The 26,647-nt window shown below is 70.2% G+C and carries 25 protein-coding genes; 11 read left to right on the plus strand and 14 right to left on the minus strand.

The annotated features are described in order from the left end of the window. Nucleotides 1-115: 115 nt before the first annotated feature. Nucleotides 116-874 carry a hypothetical protein gene (locus OG892_RS15655; protein ID WP_328866758.1) on the plus strand — a complete coding sequence of 253 codons (759 nt, stop codon included), beginning with the start codon at nt 116-118 and terminating at the stop codon, nt 872-874. Nucleotides 875-892: 18 nt separating this feature from the next. Next, nucleotides 893-1,744 carry an EamA family transporter gene (locus OG892_RS15660; RefSeq protein ID WP_073738421.1) on the plus strand — a complete coding sequence of 284 codons (852 nt, stop codon included), beginning with the start codon at nt 893-895 and terminating at the stop codon, nt 1,742-1,744. Nucleotides 1,745-1,793: 49 nt separating this feature from the next. Here OG892_RS15660 and OG892_RS15665 read toward each other — a convergent pair whose 3' ends face one another. The 3 genes from OG892_RS15665 to OG892_RS15675 all read right to left on the minus strand — a co-directional run bounded on the left by OG892_RS15665 (nt 1,794) and on the right by OG892_RS15675 (nt 3,533). Beyond that, nucleotides 1,794-2,696: a JmjC domain-containing protein gene (locus OG892_RS15665; RefSeq protein WP_371629463.1), complete on the minus strand. Its 903-nt coding sequence runs from the start codon at nt 2,694-2,696 to the stop codon at nt 1,794-1,796. A 17-nt stretch (nt 2,697-2,713) separates the two neighbouring features. After that, complete coding sequence (locus OG892_RS15670; protein ID WP_371629464.1) at nt 2,714-3,079, minus strand: hypothetical protein; 366 nt, start codon at nt 3,077-3,079, stop codon at nt 2,714-2,716. Between the two features lie 217 nt (nt 3,080-3,296). Next, on the minus strand, nt 3,297-3,533 hold the full coding sequence (locus OG892_RS15675) for a DUF397 domain-containing protein (RefSeq protein ID WP_371629465.1): 237 nt from the start codon (nt 3,531-3,533) through the stop codon (nt 3,297-3,299). A gap of 559 nt (nt 3,534-4,092) precedes the next feature. Here OG892_RS15675 and OG892_RS15680 point away from each other — a divergent pair. Together OG892_RS15680 and OG892_RS15685 are read left to right on the plus strand one after the other, a co-directional pair. Beyond that, on the plus strand, nt 4,093-4,848 hold the full coding sequence (locus OG892_RS15680) for a DUF6879 family protein (RefSeq protein ID WP_371629466.1): 756 nt from the start codon (nt 4,093-4,095) through the stop codon (nt 4,846-4,848). Between the two features lie 13 nt (nt 4,849-4,861). After that, nucleotides 4,862-5,722, plus strand: a complete 861-nt coding sequence (locus OG892_RS15685; protein WP_371629467.1) for a helix-turn-helix domain-containing protein — start codon at nt 4,862-4,864, stop codon at nt 5,720-5,722. Nucleotides 5,723-5,775: 53 nt separating this feature from the next. Here the strand turns inward: OG892_RS15685 and OG892_RS15690 are convergent, their stop codons facing one another. Further along, nucleotides 5,776-6,435 carry a GNAT family N-acetyltransferase gene (locus tag OG892_RS15690; RefSeq protein WP_371629468.1) on the minus strand — a complete coding sequence of 220 codons (660 nt, stop codon included), beginning with the start codon at nt 6,433-6,435 and terminating at the stop codon, nt 5,776-5,778. Nucleotides 6,436-6,987: 552 nt separating this feature from the next. Between OG892_RS15690 and OG892_RS15695 the strand changes: the two genes are divergently transcribed. The 3 genes from OG892_RS15695 (at nt 6,988) to OG892_RS15705 (ending at nt 10,527) form a co-directional block, all read left to right on the plus strand. After that, complete coding sequence (locus OG892_RS15695) at nt 6,988-8,097, plus strand: DUF1996 domain-containing protein (RefSeq protein WP_073738419.1); 1,110 nt, start codon at nt 6,988-6,990, stop codon at nt 8,095-8,097. Between the two features lie 206 nt (nt 8,098-8,303). Further along, the gene (locus OG892_RS15700; protein WP_371629469.1) at nt 8,304-10,061 is read left to right on the plus strand and encodes a discoidin domain-containing protein; all 1,758 of its coding nucleotides are present in this window, start codon (nt 8,304-8,306) and stop codon (nt 10,059-10,061) included. 19 nt (nt 10,062-10,080) lie between these two features. Next, the gene (locus OG892_RS15705) at nt 10,081-10,527 is read left to right on the plus strand and encodes a DoxX family protein (RefSeq protein WP_073738567.1); all 447 of its coding nucleotides are present in this window, start codon (nt 10,081-10,083) and stop codon (nt 10,525-10,527) included. 103 nt (nt 10,528-10,630) lie between these two features. Here OG892_RS15705 and OG892_RS15710 read toward each other — a convergent pair whose 3' ends face one another. After that, complete coding sequence (locus tag OG892_RS15710) at nt 10,631-12,112, minus strand: MFS transporter (protein WP_371629470.1); 1,482 nt, start codon at nt 12,110-12,112, stop codon at nt 10,631-10,633. A 59-nt stretch (nt 12,113-12,171) separates the two neighbouring features. Between OG892_RS15710 and OG892_RS15715 the strand changes: the two genes are divergently transcribed. Continuing rightward, a complete protein-coding gene (locus OG892_RS15715) occupies nt 12,172-12,636 on the plus strand; it encodes a MarR family winged helix-turn-helix transcriptional regulator (RefSeq protein ID WP_371629471.1) in 465 nt (154 codons plus the stop codon). 57 nt (nt 12,637-12,693) lie between these two features. Here the strand turns inward: OG892_RS15715 and OG892_RS15720 are convergent, their stop codons facing one another. From OG892_RS15720 to OG892_RS15740, 5 genes are all read right to left on the minus strand, one after another. Further along, on the minus strand, nt 12,694-13,488 hold the full coding sequence (locus OG892_RS15720) for an SDR family NAD(P)-dependent oxidoreductase (RefSeq protein WP_371629472.1): 795 nt from the start codon (nt 13,486-13,488) through the stop codon (nt 12,694-12,696). After that, nucleotides 13,485-14,645 carry a serine hydrolase domain-containing protein gene (locus OG892_RS15725; RefSeq protein ID WP_371631640.1) on the minus strand — a complete coding sequence of 387 codons (1,161 nt, stop codon included), beginning with the start codon at nt 14,643-14,645 and terminating at the stop codon, nt 13,485-13,487. Before OG892_RS15725 ends, OG892_RS15720 begins: the two co-directional genes overlap by 4 nt. Before the next feature lie 74 nt (nt 14,646-14,719). After that, nucleotides 14,720-15,493, minus strand: a complete 774-nt coding sequence (locus tag OG892_RS15730) for an energy-coupling factor ABC transporter ATP-binding protein (protein ID WP_024494190.1) — start codon at nt 15,491-15,493, stop codon at nt 14,720-14,722. Continuing rightward, entirely contained in the window at nt 15,490-16,251 is a 762-nt protein-coding gene (gene cbiQ, locus OG892_RS15735) for a cobalt ECF transporter T component CbiQ (protein ID WP_371629473.1), read from the minus strand. Before cbiQ ends, OG892_RS15730 begins: the two co-directional genes overlap by 4 nt. Then, nucleotides 16,251-17,315, minus strand: a complete 1,065-nt coding sequence (locus OG892_RS15740) for an energy-coupling factor ABC transporter permease (protein WP_371629474.1) — start codon at nt 17,313-17,315, stop codon at nt 16,251-16,253. Before OG892_RS15740 ends, cbiQ begins: the two co-directional genes overlap by 1 nt. Nucleotides 17,316-17,516: 201 nt before the next feature. Here OG892_RS15740 and OG892_RS15745 point away from each other — a divergent pair, with 201 nt between their 5' ends. Then, on the plus strand, nt 17,517-17,879 hold the full coding sequence (locus OG892_RS15745) for an SsgA family sporulation/cell division regulator (protein ID WP_371629475.1): 363 nt from the start codon (nt 17,517-17,519) through the stop codon (nt 17,877-17,879). A 272-nt stretch (nt 17,880-18,151) separates the two neighbouring features. Here OG892_RS15745 and OG892_RS15750 read toward each other — a convergent pair whose 3' ends face one another. Both OG892_RS15750 and OG892_RS15755 read right to left on the minus strand, forming a co-directional pair. Further along, nucleotides 18,152-20,380: an MMPL family transporter gene (locus tag OG892_RS15750; protein WP_371629476.1), complete on the minus strand. Its 2,229-nt coding sequence runs from the start codon at nt 20,378-20,380 to the stop codon at nt 18,152-18,154. A gap of 127 nt (nt 20,381-20,507) precedes the next feature. Beyond that, the gene (locus tag OG892_RS15755) at nt 20,508-21,080 is read right to left on the minus strand and encodes a TetR/AcrR family transcriptional regulator (protein WP_371629477.1); all 573 of its coding nucleotides are present in this window, start codon (nt 21,078-21,080) and stop codon (nt 20,508-20,510) included. A gap of 221 nt (nt 21,081-21,301) precedes the next feature. Between OG892_RS15755 and OG892_RS15760 the strand changes: the two genes are divergently transcribed. Further along, entirely contained in the window at nt 21,302-24,583 is a 3,282-nt protein-coding gene (locus tag OG892_RS15760) for a S41 family peptidase (RefSeq protein WP_371629478.1), read from the plus strand. 53 nt (nt 24,584-24,636) lie between these two features. Here OG892_RS15760 and OG892_RS15765 read toward each other — a convergent pair whose 3' ends face one another. Then, a complete protein-coding gene (locus OG892_RS15765; RefSeq protein ID WP_371629479.1) occupies nt 24,637-25,200 on the minus strand; it encodes a Uma2 family endonuclease in 564 nt (187 codons plus the stop codon). A 281-nt stretch (nt 25,201-25,481) separates the two neighbouring features. Between OG892_RS15765 and OG892_RS15770 the strand changes: the two genes are divergently transcribed. Beyond that, complete coding sequence (locus OG892_RS15770) at nt 25,482-25,919, plus strand: hypothetical protein (protein WP_371629480.1); 438 nt, start codon at nt 25,482-25,484, stop codon at nt 25,917-25,919. A gap of 49 nt (nt 25,920-25,968) precedes the next feature. On the opposite strand, the gene OG892_RS15775 is transcribed toward OG892_RS15770, so the two are convergent. After that, the gene (locus tag OG892_RS15775) at nt 25,969-26,580 is read right to left on the minus strand and encodes a TetR/AcrR family transcriptional regulator (protein ID WP_371629481.1); all 612 of its coding nucleotides are present in this window, start codon (nt 26,578-26,580) and stop codon (nt 25,969-25,971) included. Nucleotides 26,581-26,647 lie beyond the last annotated feature (67 nt).

A 26,647-nucleotide genomic window follows, 5' to 3' on the forward strand; every position in this document is an offset into this window, starting at 1 on the left:
ACGAACACCATCCGGTTTCCTGATAGTCGTAGCAGTGGATCAGGCTCGCCGAGATCGGTCCGGACCTGGGGAATGTCCAGCGGAAGTCGTCAGCGGGTACAGGGGGTAAAGCGCCATGGCCGTCGGCTGGACACTGCTGCTCGCGCTGGCCGTCACGGGCGCGGTCGCGGTCGGCCGGCGACTCCACCGCTACCCGGGAGGCATGGGGTTCGCCTTCGGCGGCGAGCACTCCGCCGCGCGCCACGACCTCGACACCGCGCGGAACGCCCTGCGCGCTCTGGAGCGGGCGGCGCAGCGGGAGCTGTCCGGCGCGCAGGCCGCCGCCCGGAAGGCCGAGCGCATCCACCGCCGCCGGGTGAGCAGCGCGGAGGCGGACCTCGCCTACCTGCGCGAGCCGGGCCGCGGCTCGTACCTGACGGAGATCCAGCACCTCTCCCTCTACCAGCACATCCTCGTCGCGGACGTCCCCGACGAGTGGCCCGGCGACCTTCCCCTGGACCGGATCGCCATCCGCTGCGACCACACCCCGACGGCCTCGCACATCTACCTGACCGGCCCGGACGGGCGCCAGTACCTGCTGACCTACCCGGTGTACGAGCTCGGCGAGGAGTACGTCCGCAAGTTCGTCCTCGACGTCCGCAACGCGATCCCCGCCGCCAGGACGTTCCAGCAGGACCGGCCCCGCCTCATCCGTGAGTCGGAGGCCGAGCTGAGACGGGTCCTGAACGACACCACCGGACGCTCGGAGGCGGGTCTCCGCCTCGACGCGCTCGCCGCCGGACAGGCCGGCGATCCCCGTATCCCCGGAGCACGCCAGGATCTCGACGCCGCCCGCGCCCGCTGGCACGCGCTCACCGGCCACCGCCCCCGCTGAACAGAACCAGGTACCACCGTGACACCGCTCGTCGCCACAGCCGTCCTGATCGCCGCGTTCACGCACGCCGGCTGGAACGCCATCGCACACGCGATCAAGGACCAGCTGGTCTCGTTCACCCTGATCTCCGGCGGCGGACTGCTGATCGGCGCGGCCGCCGCCGCCTTCGTCCCGTTCCCGGCCGCGGACGCCTGGCCGTACCTGGCCCTGTCCGCCGCCCTGCACGTGACGTACATGCTGCTGCTGATGCGCTCGTTCACCCTGGGCGACTTCGGCCAGATGTATCCGATCGCCCGGGGCACCGCCCCGCTCGTCGTCACCGTCCTGGCCGCCGTCTTCGTGGGCGAACGCCCGGACGGCTGGGCCACGGCGGGCGTCGCGGTGGCCTCCGCGGGGCTGGTCGGGATGGCCCTGTGGGGCATCCGCGGCTCCGGCAAGCGCCCGCACTGGCCCGCGATCGTCGCCGCGCTGGCGACCGGTCTCGCCATCGCCGGCTACACGACGGTCGACGGCGTGGGCGTACGCGCCTCGGGCAGTTCGCTCGGATACATCGCCTGGCTGATGATCCTTGAGGGCGTCGCGATCCCCGTCTACGCCCTGTACCGCCGCCGCTCCGCACTGACCGCCCAACTCCGCCCGTACGCACTGCGCGGACTGCTCGGCGCCGCCCTCTCGGTCACGGCGTACGGGCTCGTCCTGTGGGCCCAGACCCGCGCCGCACTGGCCCCGGTCGCCGCCCTGCGCGAATCATCGATCATCGTCGGCGCGGCCATCGGCACGGTGTTCTTCAAGGAACGGTTCGGCGCCCCGCGCGTCGCGGCGGCGGGGCTGATGGTGGTGGGCATCGGGCTGATGCTGCATACGAGTTGAAGGCCAGGCGGGGACGCGAGGTCGGAGCGGAGGCACTTGAAGGCTCTGATCAGGTGGTGTACTCCAGCTCCGTCATCGCGGCATGTCGGACGGCCCTCGCCACCTCGCTGACGTCGAGCCCGGACAGGTACTTCACCAGGGCGTCGCGAGTCCCCAGGAGCTGCCTGCCCAGCTCGGCCCCATCGAGTTGTCCTGGGCGGACGACCTGTCGGAATTCGCCCTGCGAGACAGCACCGGCCACCATCTGCTCGGCAAGCCAGAGGGGCGTGCGCTCCCGCAGGGCGAACGTCAGGTGGACGCTGGTCTCATCGGAGTCCTCGACGCGAGGGTTGTGGACCCAGCCGCGCGGCAGCAAGAGGGACTGGCCGACCTTGAGGTCGACCTCGTTGTCAGGACCCTCCGCTTCCCACTTCGTAATGTAGTCATCCCGCCAGACCCGCCAACTCTCGTTGAATTCACGCATGGGGGCCTCTACCGGGGGTCGCCAGAGCTGCCACCGCTTAACACCTGCGGTCTGCACAATCACAGCCATCTGCTGATCCCAGTGGTGGCGCAGACCCTGGTTACCGGGAGGGGTCAGGAAGGCGTGCACGTAGTTCGAGTATCCCGTCTCCTCCTGGACGCGCCTGGAGACGCGCGCCATATACGGCAATACCCTCTGGAGGTTGCCCAGGCGGATCGTGTGTCCGCTCTCGTGCAGTCGCCGCAGCTTGGCTGCGTCGGTCCGGCCGTTCGTCATGAACGCGGCCTTGTTCAAGGACGGGTTCGGAGCCCGAACGACCGCGATCTCGTCCGCAGGTGCGCAGCCGGTGAAGAGATAGTCCTTCAGGAAGTCCGCCGTGATCGTCTCGTCCAGGGCCGTACTGCCTCGCTCGTACACGCGGGGCTCGTCCGGCCAGTTCAGGAGAAGATCGGTCACACCTTCCTCGGGCAGTAAGAGACTCAGTGACATGCCGGTCACCTCTCGTGCTACTGGGGCGGCAGGGGGCAGGGAAGCTCGGGGTGGAACCGGTTCGGGCAGCACACGACGGAGAAAGCGATCAGGTTCTTCGACGGCATGTAGTACACCCAGCTCACATCAACGCCGCAGGGCAGGACGTCAGTGGCGTATTCCAACTTGCTGTCGAGACTGTTGTACGCCCGGAGACCGTCGGCGCGCTCGAACGGAAGATTCGCCTCGTACTGCTTGGTCAGCCACGCGATGGCAATACCCATATCGGCCCACGTGCGGTCGGCGGAGACGTGGTTCCTCTTCGTCAGCCACCAGCCGGTCATGGTGGGCGGCACATTGCCCGTCTGGAACTCGGCGGCAGCTTCGCGGTACCGATCGAGCACCTGTTGCTGCTTCTTGTCCTCTGGATTCAGAACCGAAGGCGGCCCATTGGGATGCGGTGGCCGCCGGCCTCCTTCTCGTGCGTACACCGGGGACGGTCCGGTCCACGGTCCGTACCCATGCCAGTGTCCTGACCAGCTCATCTGTACCTTTCCGAGACGTGCCGGGCCGCCCCGCCGGGGCAGGGCGGCCCGCAATGCCGAGTGGGGAGGAGCCAGACTAGAGCGGCAGCCCCTGCTTCTTGACCCAGCCGAGGGCGAAGTCGTTGAGTTCCGCCTCGGTGAACCTGAGTTCGAGACCAGCCCCCTCGGGCTTGTTGTCGCGAACGGCGAAGGCAGTGCCCGATCCGGAGATGGCCCCGACCTCGACGCACGACTCGTGTTCGCCGTTGAGGTTGCCGCCACAGAAGTTCTCGAACGTGGTGCCTTCGGCCGTGAGGCCGTAGAGGTCAATCATGGAAAATCCTCCTGGTGCTGGGCTGAGCGGAGATTCGTTCTCCGCGCCGTCGTGCACTTGCGACCCGTCCCGGACGGTCTTGCCGGATCCACCGGGAGCGGGGCCCTGCCCGCCTCCACCAGCAGTACGGGGGCTGCTGGTGGGGGCGGCGTCTGCGAGTCGGGAAAGGGCCATGCCGCCGACACGGATGGCAGCCGGCGTCTCCACGCCGTCGCGGTAACCGACCGGCCGCATCGGGGCGCACTCGCCCCAGCTCAACAATCCGCAGGTGTGGAGACGCACCGTCGACACTCAGCGAAGGAAGGACGATTCCAACATCGGCCAGCGCCGCCCGAAGGGACTTCACCGCTCCGAATGGGGTGATGACCCACTGTTCTTCGGTTGCCATGAACCAGACGCTAGAAGCCCACAGTTGGCGCGCCCGTGCTGTTTTCTCGAAATTGCTCAGCGGGGAAGGTGGATTGCTGCTTTTTTCGCCTGCCCCTTGCCTGACTCCGTAGTACCGGACTGATCTGCTCGGCCATGCTGTTGCATAACACCACCGGAAGGGAGAACGTCCATGGCTCGTCAGCTGCGCTTCACCGGCACGGACAGCAAGGTCGACGGTTGCCCCGCCCTGCACACCGACGAGAACACCGGCGAGATCATTGTCCAAGGCCCGCCAGTGACCGACCCCGAAGAGCTCGCGCAGCTCCAGCACTTCGGGCCGGACGATGCGGCGGTGGCCGTACCGCGCGAGCTGCTCGTGAACTGGGGACCGAAGGAGATGGAGCGAGTGCCGGAACTCGTAGACCGGGAAACGTTCCGGCGGCTCTTCGTGACCTTCAAGCACACCGCGTGGAGGCTGGAGACGCGACGCGGATACGCGTCGGACCGGCAGGACCCCGACTTCCAGGCATTCCTTGCCACCGGGTCCTCGCCGTGCGACCCGAACGAGCCCTGGTTCATCAACATCAGGGCCCAGACGGACCGCGGCAAGCGCGTCGAGCGCGTCCGGATCGCTGACAACCCGCCCACCACGGGCCAGCTCTTCCTCCTCGACTACGCCCGGCACAACGCCATGGCCGGCGAGGACATCCGCTATCTCTGGCGCGAGGACGCCGACAGAGCCGCTCTGCCCGCAGAGGACTTCTGGATCTTCGACTCACGGATTGTCGCCGTACTGCGCTTCGACGACGAAGACAACATGCTCGACATAGAGCTGATCACCGAACCCGCCGAGGTCATGCGGTACGCGGTCGTCCGCGACGCCGCCATGCACCACGCCGTCCGGTACGACCAGTTCGCGGTCCAGGTGGCCGCGACGACCGAATAGCGACGCGTGACCGGTGAGCACTGACTACCAACAAGCACGAGCCTCGCTGGGAGTGCGGCTGCGGGGACTCCGCTTGTCGTGCCCCAGCGGCCGACTCACCGGTCAGCAGCTCGCTCAGCGGCTCGGCTGGGCCGGCTCCAAGGTCAGCAAGCTGGAGAACGGCAAGCAGACAGCCACCCCCGAGGACCTTCGAGCGTGGGCCAACGCGACCGAGCAACCGGGCGCGTACGCCGAGCTGGCCGCCCGGCTGGCTGGGTTCGAGTCCCACATCAGGTCATGGCGAAGAGCCTTGGCCAACGGCTTCAAGCCCTTGCACGAAGGCCTCAGTGCGGAGATCGACCGCACCTCGGACATATGGGTCTGGGAAGAGTCGGTTGTCGCCGGGCTGCTGCAGACCCCGGAGTACACGCGCCATGTCATCCAGCGGTACTCGAACTTGCTGGGGGGAACCGCCGACATCGAGGACGCCGTGCGCTCACGGGTTCAGCGGCAGGAGTGGTTGTACCGGCCTGGTCACACCATGCACGTGCTGCTGTGGGAGGCCGCGTTGCGATCGCTGATCTGCCCTCCTTCGGTGCTGGCCACGCAGCTCGACCGCCTCACCGGCATGATCGGCATGGACACAGTCGAGCTGGGCGTCATTCCGTTCACGGCGCCCGTGAAGATCGTGCCTGCCAACGGTTTCTGGCTCCTCGATGACCGCGTGGTCGTCACGGAGGACTGGCACGCCGAAGTGTGGTTGGACGACTCCGAAAACGTCACCCTGTACACGAAGGTCTGGAAGACCCTTCGCGAGTCGGCTGTTTACGGGTCAGACGCGCACAACGTCATCAGCACGGCCCGACGGGCGCTGAAATCCCATTGTGGCGCATGAGGCTCACCGAGCCGAGGAACGGGTCGGCCTCACACGGACCGTTGGGCTTCTGTCTACGGGGCCGTGCCGAGCCGCCGCGTCAGGTCCATCACCATCACCGAGCCCCACTCCTGCCGTTCGGCCTCCGTGAAGCCCAGCCGGAGGTAGAACGCGTGCGCCCCGGGATTTCCGGCGCCGACGCCGAGGTGCAGTCCGGGCACCCCGCGCTCGCGCAGGGCTGTCAGCAGGGCGTCCATCAGGCGGCGGCCGAGGCCGGCGCCCTGGCCGCGCGGGAGGATGTCGATGTGGAGGTGGGCCGGGTAGCGCTCGTACAGGGCCTTCGGCTCCGGCGGTCCGGGGCGGTGGATGTGCTCCACGCACTGCCGGTCCTTCGTCCCGTCGCCCGGGTCGGGCGTCGACAAGGGCGTCGACAAGGGCGGGAGCGGGAGCGGGTAGCGCAGTCGGAGTTCGGGCCACCAGTGCTCCTCCAGCCAGCCGTCGAAGGCGTGGCTGTCGGCGGTCGCGACGACGTAGCCGAGCACCCCGCTCGCGTCGGCGGCGACGAAGGTGAGGCCGGGGTCGGCGGCCGGGTAGGGGCCCGCGTAGATGTGCGGGAGCAGATCGGGGTCGCCGTAGAGCCCGGTCGCGTCCCGGCCGGAGTCACCGGTGCGCAGGCACACCCGGTACATCCCGGGCAGGTCGAAGGGCTGGAAGGGGCGTATGTCGATGCTCATCGCGCCGCTGCCCTCGCCGCCATCGCCATCGTGAGCCGCGCCGAGTGCGCGAACCACGCCGTGCGCGGGGGCCATCCCCCGGTCCGGCGTCCGATGTTGCCGCTCTCCCCGTGGGGCTCCGGGCGGAGTCCTCGCCGCAGTCCCGGTTCGCACTCTCGCAGTTCGGCCGTCATCCCGGCAGCGTACGCAACCGGCGGATGTTGATGCTCTTCCGGCCCAGCCGCCCGCGCTGGCTCTCGGCAGTTGACGGAGCGGTCCCCCGGGTCCGTGAAGTGCGTCGCCCGCCCTCGCGCACCGCCTGACGTACACGGTCCCCGAGTCCACCTCTCATATACGCGGCGTCCAGCGAATGGCCACGCGGATCGGGCGATCCACGAACCGGCCCAGGCCACAGCATATTACCGGCGGTAACCCGCCGCGCTCCGCCAACTCCGCCCGACGCGTCGGTCGTTCACGAACTATTGACACGCTCTTGTCAGGAGCGGAACACTCCGGAATGGGAGAGCGCTCTCCCACCTTCATGCACCCCCACCCACGCAGCAGGAGGTCTCCATGCCACGGAGGTCGAGAACACTCACCGGACTGCTCTTGTTCACCTCGCTGACCCTGACCACCGCAGGGATCGCGGGGATCGCCGCGACGGCGAACGCGTCGACCGAGAAGCCGGTCGCGGCGGCGGGCGCGCACACCGAGCACGCCGCGTACTCCATGCCGGGGATGCCCGGCATGCCCGCCTCCACCAAGGCTTCGGGCGACGACCCGGACGGGGACGGCTACATCATGGCCGACCCGCCGGTCACCGGGGTCACCCCCTCGATGGAGGTGCCGCCGTCGGCGTACTTCCACGAGTTCCAGGCCAAGTGCGCCCCGACCCACACGGCTCCGGACGACCCGATCGTCTACCCGGGCCAGCCCGGCAAGTCCCACGACCACACGTTCATGGGCAACACCACGACCAACGCCTACACCACCGCCGCGTCACTGGAGACCGGTGACACGACGTGCCTGGCGCCCGGCGACAAGTCCGGGTACTGGATGCCGAGCCTCTTCAACGGGGACACGAAGATCCTCCCCGAGGGCGTCCAGACGATCTACTACAAGTCCGGAGTCACCGACTACCGGAGCGTGCGCCCCTTCCCGAAGGGACTGCGGTACGTCGTCGGCAGCCCGATGCAGACCCAGGACGAGTTCAAGAACCTCAAGGGCACCGTCGAGGGCTGGGAGTGCGGTGAGTCGTTCAAGAACTTCGACTTCCCGGCCAACTGCCCGACCAGCCGGGACACCTACCTCAACCTGCGCCTCCAGGCGCCGAGTTGCTGGGACGGCATCCACCTGGACACGCCCGACCACAAGAGCCACATGGCGTACCCGGTCGCCGGAGGCGCCAACTACAACTCGTGCCCGGCCGACCACCCCGTCGCCCTGCCGATGATCGAGTTCAAGATGGCCTGGCCGGTCAACGGTGACATGTCGCAGGTGAAGCTCGCCAGCGGCAAGGGCTTCTCGTTCCACTACGACTTCATGAACGGGTGGGACACCGCCACGCTCGACGCGATGGTCACCCACTGCGTCAAGGGCGGGCTCCAGTGCGACCCGCACGGCTACGACGAGAACCACCCCGAGAAGGGCGCCGTTCTCAACGGGGACTACGAACTCCCGTAGCCCGCGAGGCCGGACGGTCGGGCGACCGGACGACCGGACGGCCGCACCCCGGGTGGGGGTCTTTTTTCGGACCATCTTGGAGAGCGCTCTCCAAGATCACCCGGGGTCACTCCTCCCCCACCTGCCTCCCCCACCTGCCTTCCCGCTGTCTCCCTGTCTCCCCCATCACTTACCCCACCTCCTCCCCCACCCTCAAGGAGATCGACATGCACCACCCCCCCACTCGTACGGCCAAACGTCTCGTGGCCCCCTTCGCGGCGGCGGCCCTGCTGGCCGGTGCGATGGTGGCCCTCCAGGCACCCGCCGCCCAGGCGGCCGGCAGCGTCGTCAAGGTCACCGGTTCACAGGGTGCCTGGCAGCTGACCGTCGACGGTTCGCCGTACACCGTCAAGGGTCTGACCTGGGGCCCCTCGGTCGCCGACGCCGAGAAGTACATGCCGGACGTGGCGTCCATGGGCGTCAACACCATCCGCACCTGGGGCACCGACGCCACCAGCAAGCCGCTCTTCGACACGGCGGCGGCCAACGGCGTCAAGGTGATCGCCGGATTCTGGCTCCAGCCGGGCGGCGGTCCGGGCAGCGGCGGCTGCGTCAACTACCTGACGGACACCCAGTACAAGAACGACATGCTCGCCGAGTTTCCCAAGTGGGTGGACACCTACAAGGACAACCCCGGCGTGCTGATGTGGAACGTCGGCAACGAGTCGACGCTCGGCCTGCAGAACTGCTACAGCGGTGACGAGCTGGAGGCCCAGCGCAACGCGTACACCACCTTCGTGAACGACATCGCGAAGAAGATCCACACGGTGGACCCCAATCACCCGGTCACCTCCACCGACGCCTGGACGGGCGCCTGGCCGTACTACAAGAAGAACGCGCCGGACCTCGACCTCTACGCCGTCAACGCCTACAACGCGGTGTGCAACATCAAGTCCGACTGGGAGCAGGGCGGTTACGACAAGCCCTACATCGTCACCGAGACGGGTCCGGCCGGTGAGTGGGAGGTCGACGACGACGCGAACGGCGTCCCGACCGAGCCGACCGATGTCGCGAAGGCCGAGGGCTACACCAAGGCGTGGGGCTGCATCACCGGCCACACCGGGGTGGCGCTCGGCGCCACGATGTTCCACTACGGCGTCGAGGACGACTTCGGCGGCGTCTGGTTCAACCTGCTGCCGGGCGGCGAGAAGAGGCTCTCGTACTACGCCGTGAAGAAGGCGTACGGCGCGGACACCTCGGGCGACAACACCCCGCCGGTCATCACCGACATGAAGGTGGACAACGCCACCGCCGGCGTCCCCACCGGGGGCGATGTGAAGATCAGCGCCAAGGTGTCCGACCCGGACGGCGACGCGGTCACCTCCCAGGTGCTGTTCAGCAGCAACTACATCGACCAGAACAAGGCGCTCGTCCCGGCCGAGACCAAGGACAACGGCGACGGCACCCTGACCGCGAAGGCGCCCAGCAAGACGGGCGTCTACAAGGTCTACGTGAAGTCCACGGACGGCAAGGGCAACGTGGGCATCGAGACCGCGTCCCTCAAGGTGATCCCGCCGAAGGTGGACGGGACGAACGTGTCGCAGGGCAAGACCGCCACGGCGTCCTCGTTCCAGACCGACCCGACCGGCGGCTGCCCGTGCAGTGCGGCCAACGCGGTGGACGGCAAGTTCGACACCCGCTGGGCCAGTGACTGGAGCGACCCGCAGTGGGTCCAGGTCGACCTGGGCGCCTCGACGGCCTTCAAGCACGTGCAGCTCGCCTGGGACCCGGCGTACGGCAAGGCGTACGACATCCAGACGTCCGAGGACGGACAGAGCTGGACGACGGTGAAGTCGGTGACCGACGGCAACGGCGACATCGACGACATCGACGTCAACGGCACCGGTCGCTACGTGCGGATCAACGGCACGGCGCGCGGCTCCGGCTACGGCTACTCGCTCTACGAGTTCGGCGTCTACAGCTGACAGGAGAAGGGCCCTCATGATGATCAACAACCTGGGGCGGGCACAGCCCTACGCGCTCAGCCTGTTCCGCATCGTCATCGGGTTGCTCTTCACCTGCCACGGGGTCGCCTCGCTGTTCGGGCTCCTGGGCGACGCGCGGGTGCCGGCGGGCACCTGGCCGAGCTGGTACGCGGCCGTCATCCAGCTGGCCGGTGGCGCCCTGGTGATCCTCGGCCTCGGTACGAGAACGGCCGCCCTGGTCGGCTCCGGCTCCATGGCGTTCGCGTACTTCGACGTGCACCAGCAGCGGGGACTGCTCCCGATGGAGAACGGCGGCGAGGCCGCGGTCTTCTTCTGCTGGACCCTGCTCCTGATCGTCTTCTCCGGGCCGGGCGCGCTCGCCGCCGACCGGCTGTTCTCCTCCCGCGGAGCCACCCGGGAGGAGACGGAGGTCCAACGCAGGCAGCGCCTGCGGGTACCCGCCTGAGGGGACGGGTACCCCCGCGCACCGGCCCTCCCGGGACTGCCCCCGGGAGGGCCGGTGCCGTGTGCGTCCCGCCAAGATCGCGCGCCCGCCCAGCCGTCCCCCGTCACGCCGTCGCGTTCTCGTCCGCCTCCGCGAACTCGTCGCCCTCGGGCCGGGCCTTCTTCGGCAGCAGCAGGGTGATGCCCAGGAAGGCCACCAGCAGGCAGGCCTGGGCGATCAGCGCGTGGCGGTAACCGGCGGTGAAGTCACCGGCTGTGGCCCGGTCGAAGAACACCGAGCCGAAGACGGCCACCCCGATCGAGCCGCCGATGGACTGCACCGCCGTGAGCACCCCGGAGGCGGAGCCGATCTCGCTGTCGTCCACGGCCGCGAGGATGAAGCTGAACAGCGCGGCGATCACCATGCCCGCGCCGATACCGGAGACGGCCACACCGGGCGCGATGTCCCAGACGGAGAACGAGCCGGTGGAGCCGAGCTCGTACCAGAGCAGTCCGGCGCCCGCGAGCTGCACCAGCGGGCCGATCTGCAGGACCACCCGGCCGATCCGCTCGGCCAGGAACGCGCCGCTGACCGCGCCGCCGATCGCGGTGCCCACGGCGAGCGGCAGATTGCCGAGTCCGGCCTCGCCCGCGGTGAAGTGCTGCCCGATCTGGAGGTAGAGGGTCAGTACGAGCTGGCTGCCGACGAGTCCGCCGAAGAACAGCGCGATCCCGCCGAGCCCCACGGTGTACGCGGGCTTGCGCAGCAGCGCGGGCGTCACCAGCGGCTGCCGCCCCCGGGCGGCCGTGCGGCGCTGCTGGAGCGCGAAGGCGGCGAAGCCGAGGGCGGACGCGGCCATGCACAGCCAGGTCCACAGCGGCCAGCCGGACTCCTGACCCTGGTTCAGCGGCAGGACCAGCAGCGCGCAGGACAGGGCCACCAGCGCCGCCCCCACGCCGTCGACGACCACCGTGCGGTCGCCCGGCTTCTTCGGCACGGCCTTCGCGGCGACGATCAGGGCCACGATGCCGATGGGCAGGTTGACCAGGAAGACCAGCCGCCAGCCCAGGCCCAGGAAGTCGCCCTGGATCAGTCCGCCGCCCAGGACCGGGCCGACGATGCCGCCGAGGCCCAGCACGGGGCCGAAGATGCCGAAGACCTTGGTGAGTTCGGCGCCGGAGAAGTTCTCCCGCAGCAGTCCGAGGCCCTGCGGCAGGAGCATCGCGCCCGCGGTGCCCTGGAGCAGCCGGAAGACGATCAGCGATTCGATGCTCGGCGCGCACGCGCAGAGCAGCGAGGTGAGGGTGAAGGCGGCGAGGCCCAGCAGGAACATCGGGCGGCGCCCGTAGCGGTCGCCCAGCCTGCCGCCGAGGATCAGTCCGGCGCCCAGGGTGAGCGCGTAGCCGCCGATCACCCACTGGAGGCCGACCGGCCCCGCCCCGAGGGACTTCTCCAGTTCGGGTCCCGCCACGTTGACGATGGACGCGTCCAGCAGGTCCATGATCTCCGCGACGAGCATCACCGCCAGGATCAGCCAGCGCCACCGGTAGGGCTCCACTGCGGCCGGGGCGGCACCCGGTGCGGCGATCGGCTCCGTCGCGCTCATTTTACCTCAGATCATTGATTACCAATATTCTTAGCAATATCGAGAGTATCCTGAGCCGCATGGATGTCAAACGGCCTGCCACCGAACCCGCGACGAGCGGTGGCGCCATCCGAGAGCGGCTACGGAACCTGACGCTCCGGCAGCAGCGGTTCGAGCGTTATCTGGGGCGGCGGCTGCGGGTGGACCCGGCGGGACTGGCCGTGATGGACCATCTCGTCAACGTAGGGCCGACGACGCCCACCGATCTCGCCCGCAGGCTGGACGCCTCGACGGCGGCGACGACCCTGGTGATCGACCGGCTCGTCGCGGGCGGCCACGCCACCCGCGAGCCGCACCCCACCGACCGCCGCAAGGTGATCGTGACCCCGGCCGAGCACTGGGGCGCCACGGCGTACGAGCATGTGGCGCCGGTCATCGAGGGCGTCAACGCCGCCGCCTCGGAGCTCTCACCCGGCGAACAGGCCGTCGTGGCGGCCTTCCTGGAACGGATCGTGGGCGTGTACGACGCCGCGACCGACCGCTGAACCGGGGCGGGACCGCGCGGGGCGGGACCGGGGAGCGCAGAGCCTCTGTCCCCGGCCTCAGTCCTTCGCGAGGGCCTGCCGGAAGCCGGTGTTCACCGCGGTCAGCCCGCCGTCCACGCACAGCGTCGTGCCCGTGACCCAGGCCGCGTCGCGGGAGGCGAGGAAGGCGACCGCGGCGGCGATGTCCCCGGGCTCACCGACCCGGCCGAGCGGGTAGAGGCCGCTGACCCGGGAGAGCTCGTCCTCGCGGCCGGACCAGGCGTCGGTGCGGATCGTGCCGGGCGCGACCAGGTTGACCCGCACCCCGCGCGGTCCGGCGTGGCCCGCGAGGGTACGGGTGAGGCCGGCCAGGCCCGCCTTGGCGGCGCTGTAGGCGTGGTTGCCGAAGTCCTGCACGCCGTTGACCGAGCCGATGCTGACGATCGCGCCCCGGCCGGACGCCACGAGGTGCGCCATTGCGGCCCGCGCGCACCGGTAGGCGCCGCTGAGGGTGACGTCGAGATCGCGCTCCCAGACGTCGTCCGGCTCGTCCTCGAACAGCGCCTCGTCGGGGGCGCACGAGTACGCGTTGTTCACCAGCACGTCGAGCGCGCCGAACACCCCGACGGCGTGGGCCACCGCCGCCTCGACCGCCGCCCGGTCCGTCACGTCGCAGGCCAGCGACTCGGCCCGGCCGCCCGCCGCGACGATGTCCGCCGCCACCCGCGCGGCCCGTTCCGGAGCCAGGTCGGTGACCAGGACCCCGGCGCCCTCGGCCGCGAGGCGGTGGGCCGTGGCGGCGCCGATGCCCTGGCCCGCACCGGTGATGAGGACGCCGTATCCGTCGAAGCGCGCGAGCGCGGCAGCAGTCATAGCGCCGACCGTACTGCCCGGACCAGGGCCTGGGCACGGGGGTCGGCGGTAACTCCCTTCTGCAGACCGTTCGTCACATAGCCGAGGGCGATGCCCGATTCGGGGTCCGCGAAGCCGAGCGAACCGCCCCGTCCCGGGTGGCCGAAGGAGCCCGGGGCCAGCAGCGGGGAGGCCGGTCCGTGCAGCATGTAGCCGAGCCCGAACCGGGTGTTGACGACCAGCACCCGGTCGGGCCCCGCGGACTCCTCGGTGCGAGCCAGGGTCAGCGTGGCGGGGGCGAACAGCCGGTGGCCGTCGACCGGCCCGATCATCGCGGCGTAGCAGCGGGCCAGGCCCCTGGCGGTGGCGATGCCGTTGGACGCCGGGAGTTCGGCGGCCTGGTAGCCGGGGTCGTTCTCGTCGGGGAACGGGTCGATCGCGCCGAACGCCCGGCGGGTCAGCGAGTCCGGGTCGCGGTAGGCCTCGACGACCGAGCGCTTGGGCCGCATCCGCAGCGCGCCCGTCTCCTCGCCCGCGGGCGCCTCGACCGGGCCGATCCGGCCCACCCGGTGGGCCTCGTCCACCGGGATGCCGAACCAGAAGTCCAGGCCGAGCGGGCGGGCGATCTCCTCGGCGACCCAGCGGCCGACCGTGCGGCCGGTGACGCGTCGCACCAGTTCGCCGATGAGCCAGCTGTAGGTCTGCGCGTGGTAGCCGTGCTCGGTGCCGGGCTCCCACTGGGGGCGCTGGGCGGCGACGGCGAGGGGCCCGCTCACCCCGTCGGCGGCCTCCTCGGGGGTCAGCGGCCGGTCCAGGGCCGGGATGCCGCCCCGGTGGGCGAGGAGGTGGCGGACGAGTACGCGCTCCTTGCCGTTGGCCTTGAACTCGGGCCAGTAGGTGCCGACGGGGGCGTGCAGATCGATCTGGCCGCGCTGGTGCAGCAGCAGCGGCACGGCGGCGGCGATGCCCTTGCCGGCCGAGCGCACGACCTGCACGGTGTCGACGGCCCACGGCTCCGCGCCGTCCACGTCTCTGGTCCCGGCCCACAGGTCGACGACCTTGTGCCCGTGCCGGTAGACGGTGACCGCTGCCCCCCGGTCGCCGCGCTGTTCGAAGTTACGGATGAAAGCATCCCGGACCGGTTCGAATCCGGGCACTACCGCGCCCCGTACGTCCACGCCTGTTCCCGCGCTCCCGCTCATACCCCCATGGTGCATTGCCGCGCAGGTCGCGGGTGGGGCGGGTGAGGTTGTTACCTCGTGTTCACCGTCACGGAGCGCGGGTCGAAGCCGAAGGGGAGCTCCAGCCGGTGGGCGCGCATCAGTTGCTCGTCGCAGAGGAGGTCCTGGGTGCGGTCGTCGGCGGCGATGACGCCTTCGCTGAGGATGACCGCGCGGCCGCACAGCTCCAGGGCGTACGGCAGATCGTGCGTGACCATCAGCACGGTGACGTCCAAGGAGCGCAGGATGTCGGCCAGTTCGCGGCGGGAGGCCGGGTCCAGGTTCGAGGAGGGCTCGTCCAGGACGAGGATCTCCGGCCGCATCGCGAGGACCGTGGCGACGGCGACGCGGCGGCGCTGCCCGAACGAGAGGTGGTGCGGCGGCCGGTTGACGAACTCCTCCATGCCGACCTGCTTCAGCGCGTCGGTGACCCGCTCCTCCAGTTCGGCGCCGCGCAGCCCGCCGGACGCGGGCCCGAAGGCGACGTCCTCGCGGACGGTGGGCATGAAGAGCTGGTCGTCGGGGTCCTGGAAGACGATGCCGACGCGGCGCCGGATCTCGGCGAGGTTGCGCTTCTCGACGGGGAGTCCGGCGACCCGGACGGTGCCGGCGCCCGCGTCGAGGATGCCGTTCAGGTGCAGGACGAGGGTGGTCTTGCCGGCCCCGTTCGGGCCGAGCAGGGCGACGCGCTCGCCGCGTGCGACGGTCAGGTCGACGCCGAAGAGCGCCTGGTGGCCGTCGGGGTAGGCGTAGGCGAGGCCGCTGACTTCGAGGGACGGCGGTACGGGGTCGGGGTCGGTGCTCATACGGTCCATCCCAGCAGACACACGGCGAGGGCGAGCAGGGGGAGTGCCGAGGCGTACGCCCACTGGCTGCGCGAGGCGGTCACGTCGTCGATGACCGGCATGGTGCCGGTGTAGCCGCGGCTGACCATCGCGAGGTGGACGCGCTCCCCGCGCTCGTAGGACCGGATGAAGAGCGCGCCCGCAGATTTGGCCAGTACGCCCCACTGCCGCACCCCGTGCGCCTCGAAGCCGCGCGAGCGGCGGGCGATGGACATCCGGCGCATCTCGTCGGTGATCACATCGCCGTACCGGATCATGAAGGAGGCGATCTGGACGAGCAGGGGCGGCAGCCTCAGTCGTTGCAGGCCGAGCAGCAGGGAGCGCAGTTCGGTGGTGGAGGCCAGGAGCACGGAGGCGGCGACGCCGAGGGTGCCCTTGGCCAGGACGTTCCAGGCGCCCCAGAGGCCGGGGACGCTGACGGAGAGGCCGAGCACGTGGGTCTGCTCGCCGGGCACGACGAACGGCATGAGCAGCGCGAACGCGACGAACGGCACCTCGATCAGCAGCCGCTTGAGGAGGAAACCGGCCGGGATGCGGGCCACCGCGGTGACGCCCGCGAGGAGCAGCGCGTACAGCCCGAAGGCCCACACCGCCTCGCGCGGGGTGGTGACGACGACCACGACGAAGCAGAAGACGGCGGCGAGCTTGCAGTGCGGCGGCAGGTCGTGGACCGGCGAGTGCCCGTGCCGGTAGAGCTTGTGGGCGTGTCCGGCGCCCATCAGACCTTCGCATCCGTGCTCGTGACGGCCTCGGGCTCGTCGCCCTTGCGACGGCGGCGGGTGACGACGTAGAACGCGCCGCTGCCGACGACGAGGGTGGCGCCGACGCCGATCACTCCGGCCAGTCCGCCGGAGATCCGGGCGTCGGAGATGTCCTTGACGCCGTAGTCCGCGAGCGGGGAGTCCTTGGCCGCGTGCTCCTCGGCCTTCTTGTCGATGCCCTGGTCAGTGGCGACCTTCTCCAGGCCGTCGGGGTTGGCGGAGGCGTAGAAGGAGACGAATCCGGCGAGGACCAGCGCGGTGACCAGGCCGGTGGCCCACAGGCCCCGGTTGGAGCGGGCGGCGGGTGCGGCGGCGACGGGCTCGCGGGCGGGTGCGTCGACGAGTTCGCCGTCGATCCGGAGCTTGAGCGGGGCGGTGAGTCCGCGGGCGCCGTGCACGAGGTCGGGGCGTACGGCGATGACGGCGCCGACGGTCAGCGCGGTGATCGCCGCCTCACCGATGCCGATCAGGACGTGGACGCCGACCATCGCGGTGAAGACCTTGCCGATCGGGATGTCGGTGGTGCCACCGATCCAGTACATCAGCGTGAAGGCGCAGGCCGCGGCCGGTACGGAGACGAGCGCGGCGACGAAGGAGGCGGCGGTCATCGAGCGGCGGGTGCGGGGCAGCAGACCGGTGAGCCCCCGGAAGAGGGCGTACGCGACGACGGTGGTGACGATGCCCATGTCCAGGATGTTCACGCCGAGCGCGGTGAGCCCGCCGTCCGCGAACAGGATGCCCTGCATCAGCAGGACGACGGAGACGCAGAGGATTCCGGTGTACGGCCCGACCAGGATCGCGGCCAGCGCCCCGCCCAGCAGATGGCCGCTGGTACCGGCGGCGACCGGGAAGTTCAGCATCTGCACGGCGAAGATGAAGGCGGCGACCAGCCCGGCCAGCGGCGCGGTCTTCTCGTCCAGTTCCCGGCGGGCCCCCTTCAGGCTGACGGCCACGGCACCGGCGGCGACGACTCCGGCCACGGCGGAGACGGGCGGGTTGATGAATCCGTCGGGTACATGCATGGGGGGAGGCTCCGCTTCCTGCGTTACTGCGTGACTGCGCGGGGTCATGAACCTCTCAATAATAGAACCTTGTTGCGAACCGTTTGCAAGAGCACCCCCGTCACAACTGCCCAGGGTTCCCACAGTGCTCTTTACGTAAAATATGGGACATTAGATGGCGAAGACGTATACAAGAGACGTATACACAGGAGGAGCCGGCCCATGTCCCCCGTGATCAAAGAACATGCCAGAGCCCGGCTCGTCACCGACGCCCGCGACCTGCCCGTGGTCCCCGTGGAGCTGCGTCACGACTCCGCCGACGCCCCGCCCACGATCCGGATCGCCTTCCCCAGCGGTACGGAGTGGGCCGTCGGACGTGAGCTGCTGGAGCGCGGGCTGCGTGCCCCGGTCGAGCGCGACAGCTACCGCGTCTGGCCCTGCGGCCGGGCCCAGCTGGTCGTCGAGCTCCATTCGGCGGCCGGTGTCGAGGTGGTGCAGTTCGACAGCGCCCCCTTGATCCGCTTCCTGCGGCGCACCCACGCGGAGGCCAGGACCGGCCCCAGGCCCGAGGCCGCGCCCGCCTGACCCGCGGCATGCCGAGAGCCCCCGTGCACACCAGGTGCACGGGGGCTCTCGTCGCTCCGGCCCCCCGTCCCCACAGGTAACCGGCGCTTCCGGGGCCGCGCTCCGCTCAGACGCGGCTCCGGAGTTCTGCGGCTCGAAGAGCGGCTCGGTGAACGGCTCGGGAGCAGCTCGGTGAGCGGCTCAGGAGCGGCTCGGTGAGCGGCTCAGGAGCGGCTCGGTGAGCGGCTCAGGAGCGGCTCGGTGAGCGGCTCGGGAGCGGCTCGGTGAACGGCTCAGACGCGGGTCAGCTCGCGCTCACCGCCGTGGTCCGGACCGGCCCCGTCATCGGTGGAGGCGCCGAGCTCCTTGCGCAGCCCCTCACCCTCCACGTCGACGTTGGGCAGGACCCGGTCCAGCCAGCGCGGCAGCCACCAGGCGCGCTTGCCCAGCAGGGCGAGCACGGCGGGCACGATGGCCATCCGCACGATGAACGCGTCGAAGAAGACGGCGATGGCCAGCGAGAAGCCGATCATCTTGATCATCTGCTCGCTGGAGCCGATGAAGCCGGAGAAGACCGCCATCATGATCACGGCCGCGGCCGTGACCACCCGGGCACCGTGCTTGAAGCCGGTGACGATCGCCTGGCCGGGCTTCTCGCCGTGGACGTACGCCTCACGCATCCGGGTCACGAGGAAGACCTCGTAGTCCATCGCGAGACCGAAGACGACACCCACCATGAAGATCGGCATCATCGACATGATCGGACCGGTCTGCTCGACCCCGAAGAGCGAGCCGAGCCAGCCCCACTGGAAGACCGCGACGACCGCGCCCAGGGCCGCGACGACCGAGAGCAGGAAGCCGAGCGCCGCCTTCAGCGGCACCAGGATCGACCGGAAGACCACCATCAGGAGCAGGAAGGCGAGGCCGACGACGAGCGCCAGGTACGGCAGCAGCGCGTCGTTCATCTTCTGCGAGAAGTCGATGTTCATCGCGGTGGAGCCGGTGACCAGGACCTCGGCGCCGGTGTCGGACTTGATGTCCTTGCCCGCGTCGCGGATCGCGTGGACCACGTTCTCGGTCTCGACCGAGCTGGGCCGGTCCTTCGGGACGACGGTGATCATTGCCGCGTCACCGGTCTTGTTGAAGTTGGCAGGGGTGACGGCGACGACACCCTTCATGCCGGAGATCTCGTCACCGACCCGCTTGGCGGCGGCCTTGCCGTCGGAGCTGTTCTCGGTGTCGACGACGACCATCAGCGGGCCGTTGAAGCCGGGGCCGAATCCGTCGGAGAGCAGGTCGTAGGCGCGGCGCTGGGTGGTGCTGGTGGGCTGGGAGCCGTCGTCCGGCAGGCCCATCTCCAGCGAGGCGGCCGGGATCGCGATCGCGCCCAGGCCGAGGACGCCGACGAGCAGCACCCACACCGGCTTGCGCAGCACGAACCGCGCCCAGCGGGTGCCCATGTTCGGCTTGGCCTCGGGCTTGTTCTCTTCCTCCGCCGCCTTGCGCGCCCTGCGTCCCATGACCCGCTTGCCCGCGAAGCCCAGCATGGCCGGGACGAGGGTGAGCGCGATGAGGACGGCGATGGCGACCGTGCCGGCCGCCGCGAAGCCCATCTTCGACAGCATCGGGATGTTGACGACGGCCAGCCCGACCAGGGCGATGACCACGGTGAGCCCGGCGAAGACGACCGCGGAACCGGCCGTGCCGACCGCCCGTCCCGCCGCTTCCTCGCGCTCCCGGCCCTCGGCCAGTTCGGCTCGGTAGCGGGAGACGATGAAGAGCGCGTAGTCGATGCCGACCGCGAGGCCGATCATCATCGCGAGCGTCGAGGTGGTGGAGCCGAGGTCCAGCACGTTGGCCAGGGCCGTGATCGTCGAGACGCCGATGCCGACACCGATCAGCGCGGTGAGCAGTGGCAGCCCCGCCGCGATGAGCGAGCCGAAGGTGATGACGAGCACCACCGCCGCCAGCGCGATGCCGATGACCTCGGTGGCGCCGGTCTCCGGCATCACCTGGAGCGCGTCACCGCCGATCTCCACGGTCATCCCGGTCTTCTGCGCCGCCTCGCCCGCGTCCTCCAGAGCATCCCGGGTGGCGTCGGTCAGCTCCATCGAGTTGACCTTGTAGGTCACCGAGACGTACGCGGTCGAGCCGTTCTTGGAGACGGCGTTTCCGGTGTACGGGTCGACGACCGAGGCCACCTGGTCCGAGCCGGACTTCAGCTGCCCGGTGATCTTCTTGACGTCGGCCTTGTTGGCCGGGTCCGTCATCTTCTCGTTCTCGGGGGCCTTGAAGACGATGCGCGCGGTCGCGCCGTCGGCGCTGGCCGCGGGGAATCGCTGTTCCAGCAGGTCGAAGGCCTTCTGCGCCTCCGTGCCCGGGATCGAGAAGGAGCTGGAGGTGGCGGTGGACGCGGAGGCCGCGCCGAATCCGGCGAGCGCCAGCAGGGCCACCCAGATCAGGGCGACATAGCGGCGGCGCCGAAAGGCGAGCCGCCCGATTTTGTAAAGGAATGTGGCCACGGAGGCGTACTCCCGGTCGGGTCGTTGAGTGGAAAAAAGGCGTGAGGAACCAGCCCGACGACGAGAGCGGCGTGTCAGGTGGAGCTGTTTTCGGGGAGAGGGCTGTGCGGGGCCGTGGGGACGGCTGTCAGACTCCGAGAGCGGGGAGAATCACGGAATCGACGTAGTCGGTGAGGAACGCGTGATCAACCGGGCGGTCCTCGATGAGCTGCCGAGCGGTGAACGCGCCGATCAGCATGTGGGGTACGTAATTCAGCGCCGGGTTGTCCGGACGCAGCTCACCCCGGTCCAGGGCTCGGTTCAGCAGCACTTCGAGACCGGATAGCTCCGGCTCGACCAGCAGTGCGCGCAGGGCCTGGAGGAGGTCGGGGTTGTCGTGGACGGCATGGCTCAGACCCCGCATCAGCGCGGCGTCCTTCTCCATCTGACAGTCATCGGTACGGCTCAGGACGGCGTGGAAGTCACCGCGCAGCGAGCCGGTGTCGACTTCGCCGAGGGATACGGGCTTGTTGTGCCGCAGGGCCGTGACGACCAGCTCGGGCTTGCTCCCCCACTGGCGGTAGAGGGTGGCCTTGCTGGAACGGGTGCGGGCGGCGACGGCGTCCATGGTCAGGGCGTCGTAACCGACCTCACGGAGCAGGTCGAGCACGGCTGCGTACAGCTCGCTCTCGCGTTCGGGCGTGAGCCGTGTGCGTGCCATGTGTCGACCCCCGTTCCCGAGCTCGTGCGATGTGTAGGTGTGTAGGTGTGTAGGTGTTATGTGTAGTGCGTACGTCGCCGACTCGCTCGAACTTATGTCAATCGAACGAAACTGTTTCGTACACATCGACGGTACCCCGGCCACCCAGCGAAACGGAATCGTTTCGCTTGTGTTCCGCACCACAAGTTGCCGCCCCCCGCTCGCACGGAAAGCATTGGGGGGTGAGTGACGACGTCTCGTATCTCCGGTTCCCGCACCTCCACGAGGATCTCCTCTGCTTCGCGGCGGAGGACGACCTCTGGGTCGCCCCTCTCGTCACGGAGGGCGAGCGGCCCGGACGTGCCTGGCGGGTGACGGTCGACCGCACCAGGGTCAGCCATCCGCGCTTCTCGCCCGACGGGACCAGGATCGCGTACACGACCTGGCGCAGCCTCGACCCCGAGATCCACCTCGCCCCGGTCGCCGGCGGCCCGGCCCGCCGGCTCACCTACTGGGGGTCGACGGACGCCCGGGTCTGCGGCTGGACCCCGGACGCCGGGGACGCCGCGCAGATCCTCGCCGTCTCCTCGCACCGGCAGCCGTTCTCGTACTTCTCCTGGGCCTACAGCGTGCCCACGGACGGCAGCCCCGGCGGCCGGCTGCCCTGGGGCCCGGTCTCCGACATCGCCGTCGCGGACATCGACGGCGAGCGCCGCACCCTGCTGCTCTCCGGCACCCCGCCGCACGAGCCCGCCGCCTGGAAGCGCTACCGGGGCGGGGCGACGGGACGGCTGTGGCTGCACGGCGAACGGCTGCTCCCGGACATCGGCGGGCACCTCGGCTCACCGATGTTCGTCGGCGGCCGGATCGCCTTCCTCTCCGACCACGAGGGCGTCGGCAACCTCTACTCCTGCCTGCCCGACGGCACCGGTCTGCGCCGCCACAGCGACCACGACGCGTTCTACGCCCGGCACGCCTCCAGCGACGGGCGGCGGGTCGTCTACCAGTGCGCGGGCGAGCTGTGGCTGGCCGACGACCTGGAGTCGCCCGACGCCGTCCCGCGCAGGCTGGAGGTGCGGCTCGGCGGCCCGCGCGCCGGGCGGCGCCCGTACCAGGTGGCGGCCGCCAGCCACGTCGACGCACTCTCCGTGGACGAGACCGGCCGGGCCAGCGCCGTATCGGTACGCGGCAGCCTCTACTGGCTCACCCACCGCGACGGCCCCGCCCGCACCATCGCCGACACCCCCGGCGTCCGGGTCCGGCTGCCGGAGATGCTCGGAAGCGGCGGCCAGGTGGCGTACGTGACGGACGCGGAGGGCGAGGACGCGATCGAGATCGCCTACCTGCCGCGTGCCAGCGGCGACCGCGCCCCGCGCCGGCTCGCCTCCGGGCGGATCGGCCGGGTCCAGGAGCTGGTCGCGGACCCGGACGGCGAGATCCTCGCGATGGCCTCGCACGACGGGCGCCTCCTCCTGCTGGATGTCGAGGAGGACGCGACCGGCGAGCCGGTCGAGCTGATCCGCTCGGCCAACGGCCCGGTCCGCGATCTGGCGTTCTCCCCGGACGGGGCCTGGCTGACCTGGTCGCACCCCGGCATCGGCCGCACGCTGCGCCAGATCAAACTGGCCCGGATCACCGGCGCCGGATCACCCGTGATCGTCGACGTCACCAACGGCCGCTTCGAGGACGAGAACCCCGTCTTCACCGGCGACGGCCGCTACCTCGCGTTCCTCTCCTGGCGCGGCTTCGACCCGGTGTACGACGTGCACACCGGGGACCTCTCCTTCCCGCTCGGCTGCCGCCCCTACCTGGTCCCGCTCTCCTCCGCGACCCCCTCCCCCTTCGCGCTCTCCCCCGACGGCCGCCCGGCCGCGGGCGGCCTCGACCCGGTGGACACCGCAGAGGCGGGCGCCGCGGAGGGCTCCACGGTCACCGTCGAGTTCGAGGGCCTTCAGAGCCGGGTCACGCCGTTCCCGGTCGCCGCCTCCAAGTACTCCGCGCTGTACCCGGTCAGCGGCGGCGGCCTGGTCTGGCTGCGCTGGCCGATCTCCGGCGCGCTCGGGGAGACGTTCGCCAACCCGGCGGACATGTCCGGCCGCCCGACCCTTGAGCACTTCAACATCGCCAAGGCGAGGAAGACCGAACTCGTCGACCACCTCGACTGGTTCGCCGTCAGCGGCGACGCCTCCCGGCTGGTCGTCATGGACGACGGCGAACTGCGCGCCGTCCCCGCGAACGAGCCCGGCGACAACGACTCCACGGTCTACCTGGACCTGCGCCGCATCCTGCACGACGTCGACCCGGCGGCCGAGTGGCGCGGCGCCTACGACGAGGCGGGCCGCATCATCCGCTCCTACTTCTGGGAGCCGGACATGTGCGGCATCGACTGGGGCGCGATCCTCGACCAGTACCGCCCGCTGGTCGAACGGGTCTCCACCCCCGACGAGTTCGCCGATCTGCTCCGCGAGGTCCTCGGCGAACTGGGCACCTCGCACGCCTACGTCGCCCCCGCCCGCCGCAACGAGGGCCCGCCGCACTACCAGCGCGCCATCGGCCTGCTCGGCGTCAACTTCCTCTGCCGGGACGGCGACTGGACCATCGGGCGCATCCTGCCCGGCGAGTCCTCCGACTCCAAGGCCCGCTCCCCGCTCGCCGGTACGGGCATCAGGGAGGGCGCGGTCCTCACCCACGTGGACGGCCGCCCGGTCGACCCGGTCGCCGGCCCCTACCCGCTGCTCGCCGCCGCCGGGGGCACCACGGTCGAGCTGACCTTCAGGCCCGCAGAGGCCGAGGGCCGCTCCCGCCGGGTCGCGATCGTCCCGCTGGTCGACGAACGCCCGCTGCGCTACCAGGACTGGGTGGCCAAACGGCGCGAGGTCGTACGGGAGTTGAGCGACGGCCGCTGCGGCTACCTGCACATCCCCGACCTGGGCGGCTCCGGCTGGGCCCAGTTCAACCGGGACCTGCGCCTGGAGGTCTCCCGCCAGGCCCTGATCGTGGACGTGCGCGGCAACGCGGGCGGCAACATCAGCGAACTCGTCATCGAGAAGCTCACCCGCACGATCCTCGGCTGGGACCTCACCCGTGACGCCCAGCCGGTCAGTTACGCCTCCAACGCCCCGCGCGGCCCGGTGGTCGCGCTGGCCGACGAGGCGACGTCCTCCGACGGCGACATGATCACCGCCGCGTTCCGGCTGCTGAAGCTGGGCCCGGTGGTGGGCCAGCGCACCTGGGGCGGCGTGGTCGGCATGACCGGCCGCCACCGCCTCGGCGACGGCACGGTGATCACGGTCCCGATGAACGCCGCGTGGTTCGACGCCTACGGCTGGACGGTGGAGAACCACGGCGTCTCCCCCGACGTGGAGGCCCTGCGCACCCCGCTGGACTGGGCGGAGGGCCGCCACGCGGTGCTGGACGACGCGGTCTGGATGGCCCTGGACCTGCTGGCCGCGACCCCGCCGAAGACCCCGCCGACATACGACGCGGTCCCGGACCTGAGGCGGCCGCCGCTGCCACCGCGATAGGCGGGCGGCTCCGAGCTTCGGGACCGTGCCGCCCGCTTGTCGTCAGACGGCATCTACTGGCGGGAGAGACCAGCCGGATCGATCGTCACGGGGAACGGCGCGTCCAGCGAGGTGGTCACACCGGCGAGTGCAGTCGTTTGCTCAACGTATCGGCCGCCTTCCAGCTCGTAGACGACGAGCATGGGCGCGGGGTCGAACTCCAGCCGCCAGAAGTGCGGGATGGCGGCCTCGGCGTAAAGCATGGGCTTGAACTTGCGGTCCACCATGCGGTTGCCGGGAGAGACGAGCTCGACGACGAGCTGGACACCGTCCGCGTCGACACTGACACCGTCCTCAGCGGTCGCACCGGCATCGGCCACCACCAGGTCGGGAATGACAAGACCGGAGGGCAGGACGACATTGACGGCTTCCAGCACCTCGACCGGTGCCTCGGAGGCCGCGGCGGCGGCATGCAGGATCATGGCGAGCCGGAGCGATGCGCGCTGGTGGCGGATACCGGGGGCGCGGGACATCACGAGCGATTCCCCCAGCAGTTCGTAGCGGTTCGTGCGGTCCTCGGGCAGCGCCAGGACGTCGGCGACGGTCCAGGGGCCGGTGTGGTCGACGGCGCCACTCATTCCCTCTCACCTCCACGTTCGCCAGCCCGTCACGCGTGAGTCCGGCAGGCGGTACACGGCCAGCATAGGGGCGCTCCCATCTGCCGACATGGGGTCCGACCGCCACCGGCCGCCGTTGCCGCCGCGTGGGTCCGGCATGGCCGGGGCCCGCCGTCGCGGACTCCTTGAACGGCCACCTATATCGCTTGCAATTCGCGGAAGCAATCTTATAGATTTCCTCAAGCAAAGCCTCGGGGGCTCGGCAACCTCGCGAGGTGACACGCGACTTGGGGGGTTGCCCGGTGTCCGATTCACATGAGTACGTTCGCGCTCCGGAACGACTGCTGTTCGGGCGCGACGATGCCGACGCGTTAGCCGCCCGCCCCTACGACCGGCCGTGGCCCGACGGCACGGTACGGGCGAGCCGTCACCACACGCTCGTCTGCCTGGAGGGGGACTACGCCGACGGCCGGGGGGACGACGCGCTGGCAGCGCTGCACCAGGCGTACCCGTGGCGGCACGTCACCCGGTGCGGGAACACGATCGTGGTGTGGCCGGTCGGCACGGTGTGGGTCTCCCACCAGCCGGGCGCGGTCATCCTGCGCGGCGACATCGACGGACTGGACCGGGCCGCCGTCCAGGCCATGTACCCCGGCCGGACGGTCAGTTGTGACGGGGCGCAGCTGACCGTCTGGCCGCCCACGGACCACCGGACCGCCACCCGGAACCGGACCGACTGATCGACTGACCGGTCGCAGTTCAGCCCCGGACCGACTGACAGGTCGCGGTTCAGCCCCGTACCGCCGCCAGGCACTCGTCGTACAGGTCCATGATCTCGCCCTCGCCGCCGCTCTCGACCCACGCCATCGACGCGGCGTCCAGACACGCGAAGGCCGTCCCGACCACCGCGCGGGCCGTCGGCTCTGCGGCGTCTTCCGTCGCACCCGTACGCGCCCGTACGAGCGGCAGCAGGTCCTCCTGGAACCGCAGCCGCTTCTCCAGCCAGCCGGCGCGCAGCGAGGCGGTGTGGTGCAGGAGGCGGAACCGCTCCAGGGCCTGTTCGCGGCTGTCGTGCAGAGCGAGCACGGCGACGATCCCCGCGCGCAGGACCTCCCAGACATCGGCCTCGGCGGGCTGCCCGTCGACGGCCTCGGCCAGTACCTGCCCGAACCGCTCCTGCCCGCCGCCGAGCAGCTCTTCCTTGGTGCCGAAGTAGCGGAACAGGGTGCGCTGCGAGACCCCGGCCTCCCGGGCGATCTGGGCGATGGTCGTCTCGTCGTATCCCTGCGCGGTGAACAGCCGCAGAGCGGTCTCCAGGATCTCCTGAGAGGCCAGCTGCCGCGTCCGGGCCCACAGCGTGGCGGGCGCGGGCCCCTCCGTCTTCTTGGCTTCCTGCTCCATGCAGCCAGGCTATCCCAGCACTGCCATCCTGACAGTCACACACTACCTGGCAGTGACTGCCATTCTG

Source organism: Streptomyces sp. NBC_00341 (assembly GCF_041435055.1).
In the GTDB taxonomy this organism is placed as follows: Bacteria; Actinomycetota; Actinomycetes; order Streptomycetales; family Streptomycetaceae; genus Streptomyces.